This is a genomic window from Bradyrhizobium sp. SZCCHNRI1009 (assembly GCF_032487575.1).
GTDB lineage: Bacteria > Pseudomonadota > Alphaproteobacteria > Rhizobiales > Xanthobacteraceae > Bradyrhizobium.
Genome location: NZ_JAUEUL010000003.1, coordinates 467,211 through 482,926, shown reverse-complemented (window position 1 = coordinate 482,926; position 15,716 = coordinate 467,211). Strand labels below are relative to the sequence as shown.

General features: G+C 67.6%; 9 protein-coding genes. 3 read left to right on the top strand and 6 right to left on the bottom strand.

The window, feature by feature from the left end; translation table 11 throughout:
* The first annotated feature begins 624 nt into the window (after nucleotides 1–624).
* Together QX010_RS09065 and QX010_RS09060 are read left to right on the top strand one after the other, a co-directional pair.
* The gene (locus tag QX010_RS09065) at nucleotides 625–1,866 is read left to right on the top strand and encodes a LysM peptidoglycan-binding domain-containing protein (protein WP_316178941.1); all 1,242 of its coding nucleotides are present in this window, start codon (nucleotides 625–627) and stop codon (nucleotides 1,864–1,866) included.
* 104 nt (nucleotides 1,867–1,970) lie between these two features.
* A complete protein-coding gene (locus tag QX010_RS09060; protein ID WP_316178939.1) occupies nucleotides 1,971–3,137 on the top strand; it encodes a trans-sulfuration enzyme family protein in 1,167 nt (388 codons plus the stop codon).
* 43 nt (nucleotides 3,138–3,180) lie between these two features.
* Here QX010_RS09060 and QX010_RS09055 read toward each other — a convergent pair whose 3' ends face one another.
* From QX010_RS09055 to QX010_RS09040, 4 genes are all read right to left on the bottom strand, one after another.
* Nucleotides 3,181–5,421, bottom strand: coding sequence for a TonB-dependent receptor domain-containing protein (locus tag QX010_RS09055; protein ID WP_410051935.1), 2,241 nt, complete (start codon nucleotides 5,419–5,421; stop codon nucleotides 3,181–3,183).
* Between the two features lie 230 nt (nucleotides 5,422–5,651).
* Nucleotides 5,652–6,041, bottom strand: a complete 390-nt coding sequence (locus QX010_RS09050) for a hypothetical protein (protein WP_316178937.1) — start codon at nucleotides 6,039–6,041, stop codon at nucleotides 5,652–5,654.
* Between the two features lie 109 nt (nucleotides 6,042–6,150).
* The gene (locus tag QX010_RS09045; protein WP_316178936.1) at nucleotides 6,151–7,515 is read right to left on the bottom strand and encodes a M23 family metallopeptidase; all 1,365 of its coding nucleotides are present in this window, start codon (nucleotides 7,513–7,515) and stop codon (nucleotides 6,151–6,153) included.
* A gap of 105 nt (nucleotides 7,516–7,620) precedes the next feature.
* Nucleotides 7,621–8,322: a peroxiredoxin gene (locus tag QX010_RS09040; RefSeq protein WP_316178934.1), complete on the bottom strand. Its 702-nt coding sequence runs from the start codon at nucleotides 8,320–8,322 to the stop codon at nucleotides 7,621–7,623.
* A gap of 516 nt (nucleotides 8,323–8,838) precedes the next feature.
* Between QX010_RS09040 and QX010_RS09035 the strand changes: the two genes are divergently transcribed.
* Nucleotides 8,839–12,522, top strand: coding sequence for a DUF3971 domain-containing protein (locus QX010_RS09035; RefSeq protein ID WP_316178932.1), 3,684 nt, complete (start codon nucleotides 8,839–8,841; stop codon nucleotides 12,520–12,522).
* Between the two features lie 48 nt (nucleotides 12,523–12,570).
* On the opposite strand, the gene QX010_RS09030 is transcribed toward QX010_RS09035, so the two are convergent.
* Both QX010_RS09030 and QX010_RS09025 read right to left on the bottom strand, forming a co-directional pair.
* A complete protein-coding gene (locus QX010_RS09030; protein WP_316178930.1) occupies nucleotides 12,571–14,268 on the bottom strand; it encodes a methyl-accepting chemotaxis protein in 1,698 nt (565 codons plus the stop codon).
* A 143-nt stretch (nucleotides 14,269–14,411) separates the two neighbouring features.
* Nucleotides 14,412–15,671 (bottom strand): MFS transporter, encoded by a 1,260-nt coding sequence (locus QX010_RS09025; protein ID WP_316178928.1) that lies wholly within the window; start codon nucleotides 15,669–15,671, stop codon nucleotides 14,412–14,414.
* Between the last annotated feature and the right edge of the window lie 45 nt (nucleotides 15,672–15,716).

Below are 15,716 nucleotides of genomic sequence, written 5' to 3'. Positions count from 1 at the left end.
GGGAATGCCGGGTGAAGGCCTCACCCATGGCCCGCCTGCGAAAAAAATGCAGGCGGCAGGTACCACAGGCAAAGCCGTAACCGGCATTCCCTGCGCGATGGCTTTAACGATTTATACGCGATCTCCCCGGGGACCGGGCTTTCTTGCCCCCGTCATCCGCACCAGCGCATCTGCGCCGGCACGAACTTGGCCTCAGCATCGGGAGGTCAGGACCACGCGACTTCATCGTTCGCGGCCGCCATGCCCGTCGTGCATCGCAGCCCACGTCCACCGCATCCCGCCCCAACGTCCGTGACGACGCGTACGCCCCTCGCAACGAGGCGGGATGAGCGGATCATACACGGTTTCTGGAAAAAAGAAATAGGAAAGTTTGTGATTGTCGGGCTCTGCCGCATTCTCGGACATGCTCTGCAACGGGGTCCTGGTTCGACACTGCGGGCTTGCCGCTGATTGGCGCTTTGCCGATGCGCGGGGAAGTCACACTTGGCAAGTTGGGCGGCTCGATCGCTGCCCCCAGCCGCGCGGGCAATGGCATTCCGCCCTGTATGATGCTATGAGCAAAGGAGGATTCCCGCTGACGGAGCCGTCGTCTCCGCGCCTCGTTTGCACAGGACGGATCACCGCATGAGCATCGGAAACGGCGGACGATTGATCTGGGGTGGCGGCGCCGTTGCGGCGCTCGCGATCGCGGGCCTGGCCATTGCGTTTGCGCAGGGCTTCGGTCTCGACCTCCCGATCTTCAAGCGTGATGGGACGTCTGCGAGCCGGACTGGCGCGACTGCGCCGAGCGCTCCGGCAGACGGTGCGCCCGCTGCTCCGCAGCGCGCTGCGGCGGCTGAGCCGGGTGCGGCAGACAAGGGCGGCGCGAGCCAAGCCGCGGCAGCGCTCGCCAGCGCGCAGCAGCAGGCCAGCGGGCTGGCTGCGCTGCTGGCGCCGGTGGCGCCGCCGGCGGCCGAGAGCGATGGGCCGTCGTTCGACGTCGTCAGCGTGGAGCCGTCGGGCGACACCGTCGTTGCCGGCCGTGCGGCGCCCGGCGCCACTGTCGAGTTGCTGCGCAACGGCGAGCCGCATGCGCGAGTGGTGGCCGATCGCTCGGGGCAATTTTCCATAGTGCCGCCGCCGCTGCCCGCCGGGACGTTCGAGTTGACGTTGCGGGCCAAGCAGCCGGACGGCCGCGAGATCTCGTCCAAGCAGAGCGTCGCGGTGGTGGTCGAGGCCGGCAAGCGCCCGGCCACCGTCGCGGTGATCGCGCCGGACCAGCCGACACGCGTGCTGTCGAAGCCGGCCGCATCGGTGCCGCTGGCGGTCGCGGTCGAGGCCGTCGACTTCGAGCCGAACGGCAATCTGCGCGTCGGCGGCCGCGCACGGCCCGGGGCCACCGTCCGGATCTATCTCAACGACCGGCTGGTCGACACCGCGACGGCCGGTGCAGATGGCCGCGTCGCTACGACCATCAAGGATGCCGCCTGGGCCGGCAAGGACCGGCTGCGGCTCGACGAGGTGGATGCCAAGACCGGCGCCGTGCAGGCGCGGGCCGAGGTGCCGTTGAATGTGCCGGAGGCGCTGACCACGGCCTCGCTGCCTGCGGCGGGGGGCCAGGGGCAGGGAAGCGGCGGTGCTCCCGGCGCGCGCACGCAGCTTGCATCGGCGTCGCCGGCCGACCTGAAGGACGTTGCCGCGTCACCCGCGCGCAGCGGCGCGAGGACGATCACCGTGTCACGCGGCGACAGCCTGTGGCACATCAGCCGCCGGCTCCTCGGCGAGGGCACGCGCTACGCAGTCATCTACCGCGCCAATCGCGAGCAGATCCGCCGGCCGGATCTGATCTATCCGGGCCAGGTGTTCGTGCTGCCGGCGAAGCGCTAGCTGCGCAGCACAAAGGATTTTGACTTCTGTACGTGCTTGCACCTGAGCGCGCTGCTCGCGCCGTTGCGCTAAGATGGCCGTCAGCATTGTCTCACGAGGTTTCCATGCACGATCTCACCCGCTGCGTTCAGCACCCCGCCGTGTCGCACGACGGCTTCAAGTCGCTGGCGGTTCCGACCCATCGCGCCTCGACGATCGTCTATGACGAGCCGCAGGACTTTGCGCGGCGCGCCGAGCGTGGTCTCGACGGTTACACTTATGGCCTGCATGGCACGCCGACGACGCGGACCCTGGAGGCGCAGATCAGCGCGCTGCATGGTGGCGAGCGCACCGTGCTGGTCCCGTCTGGACAGGCCGCGGTCGCGATCACGATGCTCGCCGTGCTCAAGCCCGGCGACAAGGTGCTGATCCCCGATCACGTCTATCCGCCGGTGCGTCATCTGTGCGCGAACTATCTCGCCGCGCGCGGGATTTCGCATGAGGTCTACGACCCGCTGATCGGCGGCGGCATCAGCGATCTCATCGATGCCAGCACGAAGCTGATCTGGCTGGAATCGCCGGGCTCGGGAACGATGGAGGTGCAGGACGTTCCGGCCATCGCGCGGGCCGCAAAGGTGCGCGGCGTGCTCACCGGCTGCGACAACACCTGGGCGAGCCCGCTGTTGTTCAAGCCGCTGGCGCATGGCGTCGATTTCGTGGTGGAGGCGCTGACCAAATATGTCGGCGGTCATTCCGACCTGCTGCTCGGCTCGATCACCGTCAAGGACCTGAGCTTGCGCAAGGCGCTCAAGGACGTGCTGGGCGTGCTCGGTATCGGCGTGTCGCCGGATGAGGCGGCGCTGGCGCTGCGCGGCATCGAGACCATGGGAGTCCGCATGGCGCATTCGGGACGCGTCGCGCGTGAGTTTGCCGAGCGGCTGCAACAGTCGCCGGCGGTCGCGCGCGTGCTGCATCCGGCGTTGCCGTCCTGTCCCGGCCACGAAATCTTCGCGCGCGACTTCAAGGCTGCGAGCACGGTGTTCAGCGTCGTCATCAGGCCGGAGTTTACCGCGCGGATCTATCCGGCGCTCGGACATCTCAGTCTGTTCGCCATCGGCGCCTCCTGGGGCGGCACCCACAGCCTGATTGCGCCGATGGATGTCACGGCCGATCGCACGGTGCGCGCATGGAATGCCGCGGAGGGATTGGTGCGGCTGAGCATCGGGCTGGAGGAGCCGGGCGATCTGTGGGAGGACCTGTCGCGATTCCTCGACGCGCTCGAAACCTCCTGAGACATGCCGGCCCGCGGTGTTCGCGCCGCGGGCCGGCCCGTCGTCAGAAGTTCACGCTAAGCCGCGCATTCAGCGACCGGCCAGGGCCCTTGACGGCGTAGCCGTAGGCCGCGGATGAGCCCATCATCGACACCACTTGATAGTCGACCAGATCGGCGCCGCCGAGCGGCAGGTCATAGGTCCGGTTGAACAGGTTGTCGACGCCGAGATCGAGCCGCACGTGCTGCCACTGGTAGCCGGTGCGCAGGTTGACCAGCGCGTAGGACGGCGTGGTCAGCTCGTTGCGGACCTGGCTCACGACATTCTTGGAGCCGACGAGCTGCAGCTCGACCGAATTGGTCCAGCCGCCGAGATGATGATCGAGCGCGAGCTTCGCGTTGACCGGCATCATGTGGTAGAGGTCGACGCCGTCGGTGCGGTAGCCCCTGACGTAGCCGATCAGGCCACGGATCTGGCCGTGGCCGTAGGTCAGGTCGTCCCAGACCGTCAGGCGCCCTTCGACATTGACGCCGACCAGCGTGGCGTCGTGGTTGGCGAACTGCAGATAGACGAAGCCGGTATTTGTCGCCAGGTTGGCGGGGTTGCTGGCGAGGCAGCTCGCCGTTTTGCAGCGGTCGATGTCGATGTAGTCCTGCACGTAGCTGGCATAGGGCGTCACTTTGACGTCCCACAGCTTCTGCGCCGGATCGTGCCAGCCGGCGGTGAAGCTCACGGTGTGCGCCTTCTCCGGCTTGAGGTCGAGGTTGCCGACATAGCCGTTGCCGTCGCCGAACCAGCCGATCATCTGCATCGCCATCGCATTGGTCGACCAGGCGTAGCGCTCATACAGGTTCGGCGAGCGCGTCTTGCGCGCGAAGCCGAGCTCGAACTGGCTGATCGCGTCGGGCTCGTAGCGGACGAGCGCGGAACCGTCGAGATGCACGTCGGTCCGGGCATGGTCGGCGGCGTTGAACGCCGCGGCATCGGCGCCGTACATCATCGCGTTGTAGCCCGAGACGTTGCCGGTGTTCATCCGCACGATGTCGTTGCGCAGGCCGACGATCGACGTCCACTGCCGATCCCAGTGCCGCTCCCATTCGACGAAGGTGCCGATGCGGTCGCGCTGTCCGCCGTTGATGTTGATGAAGCTGTTCGGCCCCATCATCATCGACCCGGCAACCGGGCTCCACCAGTCGTCGAGCCGGTTGAGCGCAAGCTCGTTGCCGACGCGCAGGAGGTCCTGGCCCGACACCGGCAGCGTCGCCTTGATCGCGTAGCCGCCGTCGAGGCCCTTGGTGTCCATCGGCATCGAGGCGACCTTGTCGGGCGCGATGAAGCCCATCGTGTGCCGGATCTGATGCACGAAGGCGGACGCCTCGATCAGGCCCCAGTCGAACGTGCCTTCGTAGCGGCCGTTGGCGAACAGGCCGCGGTTGTAGACCATGTCCATGTACTGGTTCACATAGCCCTGGTAGGGGATGAACTGGCCGCCCACCTGGAACGTGAACAGGTTGCCGAAGCTGCGCTTGGAGATGCTGATGGCGTGGTTCTGCGTCTCGTACAGCGTCGACTTCACGGTGGTGCCGTCGCCGGCCTTGTAGTTGCCGGAACGGACCCAGCCGCCGGTGTAGGTAACGCTGGTGTCGCGGTTGGCGGCCGTGGCCGTCGCATCGACGCCATAGGCGTTGCCGTTGCTGCGGAAGAAGCTGGAGACGCGGGTGCTGGCGATCCAGCCGTCGGTCGCCGCGAAGGCGGGCGGTGCGGTGGTGACATCGACGCGGCTGCCGATGTAGTCGCCGCCGACCGAGACCGGGCCGATGCCGAGATAGGCGCGCATCTTCGCGATCATCGCCGGATTGACGAAGGACAGCGGCGGATTCATCTCGTTCGGGCAGGCCGGCGAGATCAGCATCGAGTTGATCGCGACCTGGAGCCGGTCGGCGCCCATGCCGTTGATCGCGGGCAGGCTGGAGACGCCGCCGGCGCCCCAGGCTGCGCCGCCCGGCAGGTCGGTGACGAGGCCTGCCGAATCGCTCGAGGAGAGACCGCGCTCGAAGCCGGCCTGCGGCGGCAGCGTGCGGCTTGCAGCTGTTGGGCCGGTGTCTTTCTGCTGCGTGGCGGCTTCCGTGGCGTGTGGGGCCGGTGCGTGAGTCTCGCGGCTTGCCGCAGGCCGGGGACGAGGCTTGGCCGTGCGCTGACGCGCGGGGTCGACGGTGACGGTCGGCAGCGACGCCGCGGGGCGCGCGCTGGCGGGTTCAGCGGCGGAGCACAGCAAGGCTGTCGCCGCGAGCAGCGCCGACGACATCGGTCGCGGAGGTAAAGAGGCAGTGGGCGGCTTTGAGCCTGAAAGGACGTTCGACATGGAGAACTCTGGAGAATGCTGCGCAGATATCTGCGGATGAGATCGGGAGCTGGGCACGCGCCAACGGCGCCCGGCTGATGATGCCGAGATGTGCGTGCCATCACGCTGCGGCTCCGTGAGAGCGGAGGCGGCATGTGGCGCAGCGATGTGTCTGAAGATGCGGCGACCGCCGCTCAGGCGAGCCGAGGTGGCGCGCGCGCCCGGTGCCCGGCGTCGACCTCGGCAGTCGCGCGCCACAAGGGCGCGATCGGTTCGAACGCAACGCCAAGGACGCGCCGGAGGCTGACCGTGGGTGCGTCGGGCGGCGGCAGCAGTGCGAAAGCCGGGATGACGCAGAGCGGACAATGCGCCGCTGACGCCGCAGCCGGCGCTTCCGAGCTGTCGGCGCCCCCTCGAGCGTTGTCGATTCGCTCGTGACAGATCTCACCGAATACGAAGGCGAAGCTCGGCGGCAGCCAGGCGTTCAGGCTCACCGCCAGCGTGACCTGCAGCGCCAGCACATAGGCCATCGCACAGGCGACGGCGCCCGTCAGATGTTTGCTGTGTGATGAAATGCGACGCACGGCCCTGAAATCCCCGCAGCGTGCTTAGCATGTCTGCGGAACAGCACCAATTGCGATCGCGCAATGCCGTTGCGCGTTGGTCGCGCGTCGGCTTGCCGGATGAGCGATCTTACCCGGCGCTCAGCCGCACGCCGGCGCGCAGGAATTTCTGCGGGTCGACGGCTTCGCCGTCGATGCGGGTCTCGTAGTGCAGATGCGGGCCGGTCGAACGGCCGGTCGAGCCGACCTCGCCGATGATGTCGCCGATCTTCACCTGCTGGCCGACCTTGACGTTGATTTCGGAGAGATGGCCGTAGCGGGTGGAGAGGCCGTTGCCGTGATCGACCTCGACCATGCGGCCGTAGCCGCCGGCCCAGCCGGCATTCACCACCTTGCCGTTGGCGGTGACGCGGACCGGATCGCCGGTGGCAGCACGGAAGTCGAGGCCGGTGTGCATCGCGGGGCGGCCGAGGAATGGATCGGAGCGCACGCCGAAGCCGGAGGTGAACTCGACCTCGCCGATCACCGGCTTGCGATAGGGCACCAGCGACAGCGTGCGGTTCATCTTCTCGACCTGCGCGCGGGTGATGTTGATGCGGTAGAGCTGGCGCTCGAACGGACCGGATTCGGCGCCGAGCTTGACCGGAACGAACGGGCCGCCCATGCCGCCCTTTGGCGCGGCCGCTTCGAGCTGGCCCATGTCCAGGCCGAGATCGGTGATGACGCCGCGCATCCGGCGCAGCTTCGATTCCAGCGTCTCCTCGGCCGAGGACAGCATCGCGACCTGCCGCGCCTCGACCTGGTCGAGCGAGCGCGTCAGCCGCGTCAGCACGTTGTCGACACCGGCGAGCTTGGTCGATGGGTTGGGCTGCGCATTCGCCATCACGGGGCTGCGCGATTCGAGCCGGGCCTCGCGGTCCGGCGGCGCGGTGAAGATCACGGTGTCGCTGATCGGCGACGGTTTTGGCGCGGCTGTCGCCGATGGCGGCTCGATCGCGACCGGCGCACGCGCCGGGGCGCGGATCGAGCCGGTGATGTCGGGCATGCTGCCGAGCGCGGTGGCACGTCCCTCGAGCGCGGTCTGGCGCTTGAGGATCTGGTCGAGCTTCTGGTCGAACTGCTCCTGGTCGAGCAGTTGCCGGCTGGTGGCGCGGTCGACCTTGGCGCGCAGCTCGGCGATGCGGTCCTCATAGGCGTATTGCATCTCGGCCTGGCGCGCGATCAGCCGCGTCAACACGTCGTCGCGGAACGCGAAATAGGTCGCAGTCGCCGCCGACCACAGCCCGAGCAGGCTGACGGTGCCGACCACGATCCAGAACACCACCGGGCCGATGCGCACCTGCTTGCCGGCATGCACCAGCGTGTAGTCGCTCTGCGATGCGGCCGCGACCGGCGCCGGATGGCTGGCGGGTGCGCGCCGATGATGGTGGGCGTGCCCGCGGTCATGAGGATGGTGCTGGGGATATTCGGCGTGATGGCCGGAACGATACGACATCGGCACTCCCGCGCCGGCCGGAGATCGTCATTCCGGCGGCGTCATTTACGGGAGCGATTTGACCCCTGCATGGTTAATTTTCCCCCAACGCTCTCAGGCGCATTCTCAGAGCGCGCGCGCCGCCGCCAGCACCGCGTCGGCGTGGCCATCGACCTTGACGTTGCGCCACACCTTGGCGACGCGGCCGTCGGCGCCGATCAAGACGGTGCTTCGGATGATGCCGAGAAACTTGCGGCCATAGAGCGACTTCTCGCCCCAGGCGCCGTAGGCCTCCAGCATCTCATGCTTCTCGTCCGAGATCAGGGGTACCGCGAGATCGTGCTTGTCGCGGAAATTGTCCTGCGCCTTGACCGAATCGGCGGAGACGCCGAGCACTGCGGCGCCGGCAGCGGCGAAGTCCTTCGACAGGCGGGTGAAGTCGATCGCCTCCTTGGTGCAGCCGGGCGTATTGGCCCTGGGATAGAAGAACAGCACGAGCTTCTGGCCGCTGTAGTCGGCGAGCGAGACGGTTCCGCCGCCATCGCGCGGCAGCTTGAACGCGGGTGCCTTGGCGCCCTCGGCAAGGCCCGTTCCGCTGGCAGCCGGCGCCGCGGGCTTGGCCTTCGCAGCGGCGGCCTTCGCAGCGGCGGCCTTCGTGGTCGGCGTCTTGGTGGTCGGCGTCTTGGCGGAGGTCGTCTTGGCGGCTTTCGTCACGGCCGGTTTGGCCGTCTTCTTGGTGGCCTTCTTGGCCGCGGTGGCGAGCCGGTTCCCGTCAATCGTCCCGTAGGACGCCGGGTTGGAGGATTTCTTTCGTGATTCCTTCGACATACGCCTTCCTTTCGTCGCTTTCGGCGGCTCAAAAATGAAAGTATCTCGGTTCTTGTCCGGTGTCCCGGGATCGATCTGGCATCCGTGCTTCGCGGCGCGCAGGGGATTGCGCCTCTTGCGATGAAGCGAAGATCATGGCTACCAGCAGGCGTGAGCACCAGCGCAGTTGAGCACAGTGCAATGACGACTCTCGTACCGTCTCCGGATCAGACGTCCCCGCCACAAATTTCGTCCGGCGGTGGAGAGGCGCCGGTCCGCTGGCGCGAGCAGGTGGGCAAACCTGACGGCGGCGGGGTATAGTGACGAGGATTCCGCGCGTCGTCCGCGCCGCCGGCGAAGCGCCAGCGGGCGTGTTGACAGCACCCGCCGAAGCGTGACGGGATCATTGGGGCATCGACTCCTGCCGGCAGTGAGCACGCGCGCTGCGTGAACGGGCGGGGCCACACCGGCGACCAATCTGGCCGAGGCCAGATTGGCACGACTATTTCGGACACGAGGGGCCGGCACCGAGAGGCAATGGCAAGACAGACATCACCCCAGCGGCCCCATCTGCAAGCGGACACCCAGGGCCAGCAGTGGGATGAGGCCGACTGGGATGTGGCTGCCGCCGAGCACGACGAGATGGTCGGGCAGCGCGCCCGGAGCCTGTTGTCGCGGCCCGATTCGAGCGGGAGCACCGGTCGATTCGGCGGGGCGCGACCGCGTCTGCCGGGCGGCCGCGTGGCCAAGCGGGTCGTCATCACGCTGGCATCGCTCATGCTGCTCGTCGGGCTCGGCTTCGCCGGCCTGTGGCTGCGGCTCGGTGCGGGCCCGATCAGCCTCGACATAGCGACGCCATGGCTCGCGGCGGCGATCGAGGACAATATCGGCCACGGCAACACCGTCGAGGTCGGCGGCACCCAGATCGAGCGCGCCGGCCGGATCAGGATCGCGGTCCGGATCCGCGACATCATCGTGCGCGATCAGGATCACGCCATCGTCGCCAGCGCGCCCAAAGCCGAGGTGCGGCTGTCCGGCGCCGCGCTGCTGATGGGCCAGCTGCGCGCCGAAAGCCTCAAGCTGGTCGACGCCGAGCTCGCGATTCGCATCACGCCGGACGGCACCGTCACGGTGTCGACGGGTGAGACCAACAAGCCGCTGGCGACGGGCGTCGCCTCCAAGCGCGACGCCGGCCTGCCGCCGACATTCCCGCGGCCGGGACAGGCCGCGCCATCGCCTGGTGCACCGGGACCGCAGGCCGGCCCGCAGCCGTCGGCGCCGGCCACTTCGACTTTGCCGGCGACCGCGGCGCCGAACGGCCTGCTCGCCGGCCTGGACTGGCTCGACAGCCTCAGCCTGACCGGGCTCGATGGCCAGAACCTGAACGAGATCGGGTTGAAGAACGGCGTGCTGGTCGTCGACGACCAGCAGCGCGGCAACAAATGGACGTTCGAGAACATCAGCCTCAGCCTGCGCCGGCCGTCCGGCGGCGGCGTGGCGCTGAGCCTCGGCGAAGAGGGCGCCAGGCCGTGGTCGCTGCGCATTCTGGTCGGGCCCCAGGCCAACGGCGTGCGCACGGTGGACATCAAGGCTGACAAGGTTTCCACCAGCAACATCCTGCTGGCGATGCGACTCAAGGATCTCACCTACATGGCGGACCTGCCCATGACCGGCGAGATCAAGGGCGAGCTCGCGCGCGACGGGCTGCCGACCTATCTGCGCGGCAAGATCAACATCGGCGCGGGCAAGATCATCGACACCGATACGCCCGACTATCCGATGGCGATCGATTCCGCCGAGATCAGCATGGAATGGGACGCCGGACGCCGCGTGCTGATCGCGCCGTTGAAGGTGATCTCTGGCGCCAACCGCATCACGCTCAACGCCAATCTCGAGCCGCCGAACGACACCGCGAACGACTGGCGGCTGGGTCTCAACGGCGGCACCATTCTGCTCGGCGCCATCGAAAACGAGCCACCGCTGATCTTCAACCGCATCTCGATCAACTTCCGCTTCGACACCGAGGGCAAGCGCGTGCTGCTGACGCAGGCCGAGGTGTCCAACGGTGAAATCGGCGTCGCCGGCACCGGCAGCGTCGAGTATGCCGGAGAGCCGCGGCTGAAGCTCGGCTTCGCCGCGACGCCGATGCCCGCGCTGGCGATGAAACGGATCTGGCCGGCGCTGATCGTGCCGGAGGTGCGGGCCTGGATCATCGAGCGCATCGAGCGCGGCTCGGTGCAGCGGATCGACGTCGCGGTCAATTCGCCGACGCGCAACCTGCCGCGCAAGGGGCCGCCGATTCCCGACGATGGTCTCGACGTCAACATCGTCGCCACCAATGTCACCGTGCATCCGGTCGACGGCCTGCCGTCGGTGCGCGATGCCGACGTGAAGGCGCATGTCACCGGCCGCACCGCGACGGTGACGATCGGGCAGGGCGTCGCGGATACGCCGGCGGGGCGCAAGCTTAACTTCTCCGACGTGGTGTTCGAAGTGCCGGACATGGCGCCGAAGCCGTCGCCGTCGCGGGTGCGCATGCGCGTCGAGGGCCAGGTCGCCGCGGCCGCCGAGATCCTCGCCTCCGACCGGCTCAACGATCTGTCGTCGATGCCGATCGATCCCAACCAGACCAAGGGAACGTTCCAGGCCAGCGTCAATCTCGCGATGCCGGTCAAGGGCGAACTGACCAAGGCCGACACCAGCTACGCGGTCACGGCCGATCTCAACGGCTTTGCCGCCGACAAGCTGGTGATGAACCAGAAGCTCGAGGCCAACACGCTCAAGATCGTGGCCAACACGGCCGGCTATCAGGTGAAGGGCGACGTCAAGATCAACGGCCAGCCGGCCACGCTCGACTATCGCAAGCCGACCGAGGGCGACGCCGACATCAAGATGCAGGCGATCCTCGATGATGCCAGCCGCGCCCGGCTCGGCATGGATCTGGGCACCGCGATCACCGGCAACGTGCCGCTCAAGCTCAACGGCAAGATCGCGGGCTCCGCCGATCGTGACAGCCGGCTCGGTGTCGAGGCCGATCTGACCCAGCTCAAGCTCGACAATTTGCTGCCGGGCTGGGTGAAGAATCCGGGCAAGGCGAGCAAGGCCACCTTCAACGTGGTCGCCAAGCAGCAGTCGACCCGCTTCGAGGACATCAACATCGAAGGCGGTGGCGTCTCCATCAAGGGCTCGCTGGAAGTCGACCAGAACGGCGACCTGATGAACGCCAACTTCCCGACCTATTCGCCGTCGGAAGGCGACAAGACGCAGCTCAAGGCCGAGCGCGGCCAGGACGGCGTGCTGAAGCTGTCGATGCGCGGCGACGTGTTCGACGGCCGCGGCTTCCTGAAGTCGGCGATCTCGGGCACCAACAAGGACGCCGACAAGAACAAGGCGCGCTCGAACCTCGACTTCGACGCCGAGGTCAAGCTCGGCGCCGTCGCCGGCTTCAACGGCGAGGCGCTGCGCAGCGTCGACGTCAAGCTCTCCCGGCGCGGCGGCGCCTTCAAGAGCTTCAACCTGACCGGCAAGGTCGGCCGCGACACGCCGGTCACCGCCGACATCCGCGTCGGCCGCGAGGCGCCCAGCTCTGATCCGCGTGCGCGCCGTCAGGGCCGCGAGGTGATCTATCTCGTGACCAACGATGCAGGTGCGCTGCTGCGCTTCGCCGACACCTATTCCAAGATGGCCGGCGGCGAGCTGGAGCTGGCGATGGAGCCGCCGACGGCCGATTCCAGCCCCAAGGAAGGCCTCGCGATCGTTCGCAACTTCACCGTCAGGGGTGAGCAGGCGCTGGACCGCGCCGCTTCCGGTGCGGCCCAGGGCGCGTCACAGGGCATCGCCTTCACGATGCTGCGCGCAGAGTTCACGCGGCAGAACGGGCTGCTCTCGATCCGCGACGGCGTGGTCAAGGGGCCGACGCTCGGCCTGACCATCGAGGGCAGCATCGACTACAACGTCAACCAGGTCCGCGCCTCCGGCACGATCGTGCCGCTGTACGGGCTGAACAACATGTTCAACCAGATCCCGATCGTCGGCCTGTTCCTCGGCGGCAGCAATGAAGGTCTGTTCGGCGTGACCTACGAGGTCGTCGGCACGCCGAGCCAGCCGGTGGTGCGCATCAATCCGATCTCGGCCATGCTGCCGGGCGTGACGCGCAAGATCATGGATTTCAATACCGGCAAGCAGCAATACCCGCCGGCGGAACTGCCGCCGAACAATTGATGCTGCCGGCCGTCGCGTCGGCGACGTCAACAGAGCGGATCGATGCGGTCAGGCCGCTCTGACGCCAGCAAGGAAGGTGTCGACCTCGCGGGAGAGCTGCTCGGCCTGCTTGGAGAGGTTGCCGGCGGCGATCAGCACGTGGCTCGCGGCGCCGCCGGTCTCGTTGGCTGCGGTCGAGACGCCGCCGATATTAGCGGTGACCTCACGGGTGGCCTGCGCGGTCTGGGTGACGTTGCGCGCGATCTCCGCGGTGGCCGTTCCCTGTTCCTCGATCGCAGATCCGATCGTGGCCGCGATCGCGGACACTTCCTCGATGGTCAGGGTGATGCCGTCGAGCGCGCCGACCGCTTCCCGCGTCGCGTTCTGGATCTGGGCGATGCGGTCGCCGATCTCCTGCGTGGCCTGTGCGGTCTGGCTGGCCAGGCTCTTCACCTCCGCTGCGACCACCGCGAAGCCGCGCCCGGCTTCGCCGGCGCGCGCGGCCTCGATCGTGGCGTTGAGCGCCAGCAGGTTGGTCTGGCCCGCGATGCTGGAGATCAGCTCGGCGACGTGCTCGATCTGCTTGGCGCCGTCGGCCAGGGCGCGGACGATCCCGTCGGTATGGCGCGCGCTTTCGACGGCGCGTCCGGTAACCTCGGCCGATTGGGCGACCTGACGGCTGATCTCGGTGATCGACGAGGTCAATTCCTCGGCGGCGGTGGCGACCGTCTGGACGCGCGAGCTCGCTTCAGTCGCGGCGGAGCTGACGGCGGTCGCGCGCGCATTGGTGCTCTCGGCGGTGCCGGTCATCGATTTCGCCGTGGCCTCGAGCTCTCCGGCGCCGGACGCCATCAGGGCCACGAGCTGGCCGACGGAGGCATCGAAGCGGTCGGCCATCGCGATCAGCGCGTCGCGCTTGTCCGCTTCGCTGCGCTGCTTGGATGCGGCCTGCTCATGCTCCAGCATGCGGGCGGTGATCGCGGTCTTGCGCAGTACCTCCAGGGTCTCGGCCATGCGGCCGATCTCGTCGCCGCGTTCGGTCTCGGCGACCGGCTGCTCGAGCCGCCCGCCGGCGATGTCCTGCATGCGATCCTTCAGCCGATGCAGCCCGCCGACCACGTTGTGCGAGATCAGGAAGGACAGGATGCCGAGCAGCACGAGCAGCGCCGCGCCGATGCCGGCGAGCCGCATCAGCAGCGCATAGACGTCCGCCTCGATGTCGTCGACATAGAGCCCGTAGCTCATGACGATGTTCCACGGCGCGAAGGCGCGGACGAAGACGACCTTCCGCAGCGGCTCGGTCTGGCCGGGCCGCGGATAGAGGTAGGAGGTCGTGCTGCCTTCGGGTTTCTGCTGGGCGGCCTTGATCTGTGCATCGGCGATCATGACGCCGTTGGCGTCCTTGGTGCCGAGGATCTTGCCCTCCAGTTTCTCGTTGGCGGCATTCAGCAGAAGCGCCGAATCTGCCGCGTTGTAGGCGATCGGATAGCCCTGGCCGTTGTTGAACGTCATTCGTCGCGCAAGATAGCGGAACTTGTTCTTGGCCTCGTCCACCGACATCTTTCCTGCCGCGACCTCCGTCTGCAGCGTCTCTGCGAGACCGTAGACGAGGTCCACCGCGGTATGCATCTGGGTGATGCGGTCTTCCAGCATCCGCGCGCGGCTGAGCCAGCCGGAGACGGCCACGATCGCGATCACCGTCGCGATCGCAAGGATCACCATGCTTGCGAGCTTGGTGCGGAACTTCATGCGGCTGAGCAGTGTCACGGCGTCCTCTTCGTTCTTGTTGCCGAAACAACTATCATCAAGCTGCTTACTAATCATGAATGCGTGGTCGTTGCGCGCCGTCCACTATGTGGACGGGCGGCGCTCGGAGCGCGCAGGCACATCGTATTTGGACCGCGCGCCAACTACGTGCGAAGGGCTGGAACGACCAGGAACGGGATCATGCCGATGACGACGCTGATGAGCGCGAGCAGAATGACGGCATCATAGCCGTGGGTGAGATCGTGGATGACGCCGCCGCTCCATGAGCCCAGCGCCGATCCGAGCCCGCTGCCGATCGTGATCGTGCCGTAGATGGTGCCGAGCCGCCTGCCGCGGAAGATCTTCATCGCGGTGGCCGACAACAGCGGCCCGCGCGAGCCGATCATGCTGCCGAAGCAGACGACGAAGCCGGTGAGCAGGAAGATGTTCGGCGCAAATTGCAGCGCCCACAGCATCAGGATTCCTGCGATCGATACGGCGTAGGAGAACAGCACCGACGGCCGCCGGCCGATCAGCCCGTCGAGGGCGGAGACGCCGAGCATGCCGAACAGCAGCACCACGCCCGAGAAGCCCCAGGCGGTGGCGGCCTGCAGCGGCGCAAAGCCCGCATCGATTAGATAGGCGACGACCTGCGGCGCGATCGCATACATGCCGATGGCGGTGAAGAAGAAGGTCGAGAACAGCGCCCAGAAGGCGTGGTGGCGCAGCGCGCGCGACAACGTCCAGGCGTCATCAGCGAGCTCGTCGCTGATCGGCCTGGTGATGTGAGGCGCGCCGGCGGCGAACAGCCGCCACGGTAGCAACGCCAGCGGCACCAGCAGACTGAAGGCTGCAGCGCCGAACGCCTGATAGGTGCTGCGCCAGCCGATGGCGTCGATCAGCAGTTGCGAGCCCGGCAGCAGGATCAGCACGCCGGCGCCGGTCGCCGAATAGATCACCGCCATCGCGGTCGGCAGCTTCTTGCCGAACCAGCGGCCGAGCAGGATCGAGTTGGGGACGTTGCCGATCAGCGCGATGCCGATGCCGACGCACAGGCCGATGCTGATCTGGAACTGCCACAGCGCCCGCGCGTGCGCCGCGGCCGTGAAGGCTGTGCCGAGCAGCAGGAGGCCGAGCGCATAGACGGCGCGCGGCCCGGTGTGGTCGAACAGCCGTCCGATCAGCGGCGCGGCGAGGCCGCCGGCGAGCGCCGTCAGCGAATAGATCGAGACCACCTCGGAGCGGTCCCAGCCAAAGCCGTCGGAGATCGGCTTGAGGAAGACGGTAAAGCTTTCTCCCAGCCCGCGGCCGAGCACCGACAGCGCGAAGCACAGGCCCAGCACCACGAACGCCAAGTGCGTTCGTGGTCGAGCTGTCGGGCTTTCCTCGGCTTGCGCAGGCTCTTGCGGCGCGCTGATCGTCATGCCGTCATGGGAGCGCCTTTCGGCGTTCCCTGACAAGCAGGCAAA

Bases quoted from the DNA above. Each gene is read 5' to 3' on its own strand.
- QX010_RS09025 (WP_316178928.1), bottom strand. From the start codon at position 15,671: ATGACGATCAGCGCGCCGCAAGAGCCTGCGCAAGCCGAGGAAAGCCCG.
- QX010_RS09035 (WP_316178932.1), top strand. From the start codon at position 8,839: ATGGCAAGACAGACATCACCCCAGCGGCCCCATCTGCAAGCGGACACC.
- QX010_RS09040 (WP_316178934.1), bottom strand. From the start codon at position 8,322: ATGTCGAAGGAATCACGAAAGAAATCCTCCAACCCGGCGTCCTACGGG.
- QX010_RS09060 (WP_316178939.1), top strand. From the start codon at position 1,971: ATGCACGATCTCACCCGCTGCGTTCAGCACCCCGCCGTGTCGCACGAC.
- QX010_RS09055 (WP_410051935.1), bottom strand. From the start codon at position 5,421: ATGTCGTCGGCGCTGCTCGCGGCGACAGCCTTGCTGTGCTCCGCCGCT.
- QX010_RS09065 (WP_316178941.1), top strand. From the start codon at position 625: ATGAGCATCGGAAACGGCGGACGATTGATCTGGGGTGGCGGCGCCGTT.
- QX010_RS09045 (WP_316178936.1), bottom strand. From the start codon at position 7,515: ATGTCGTATCGTTCCGGCCATCACGCCGAATATCCCCAGCACCATCCT.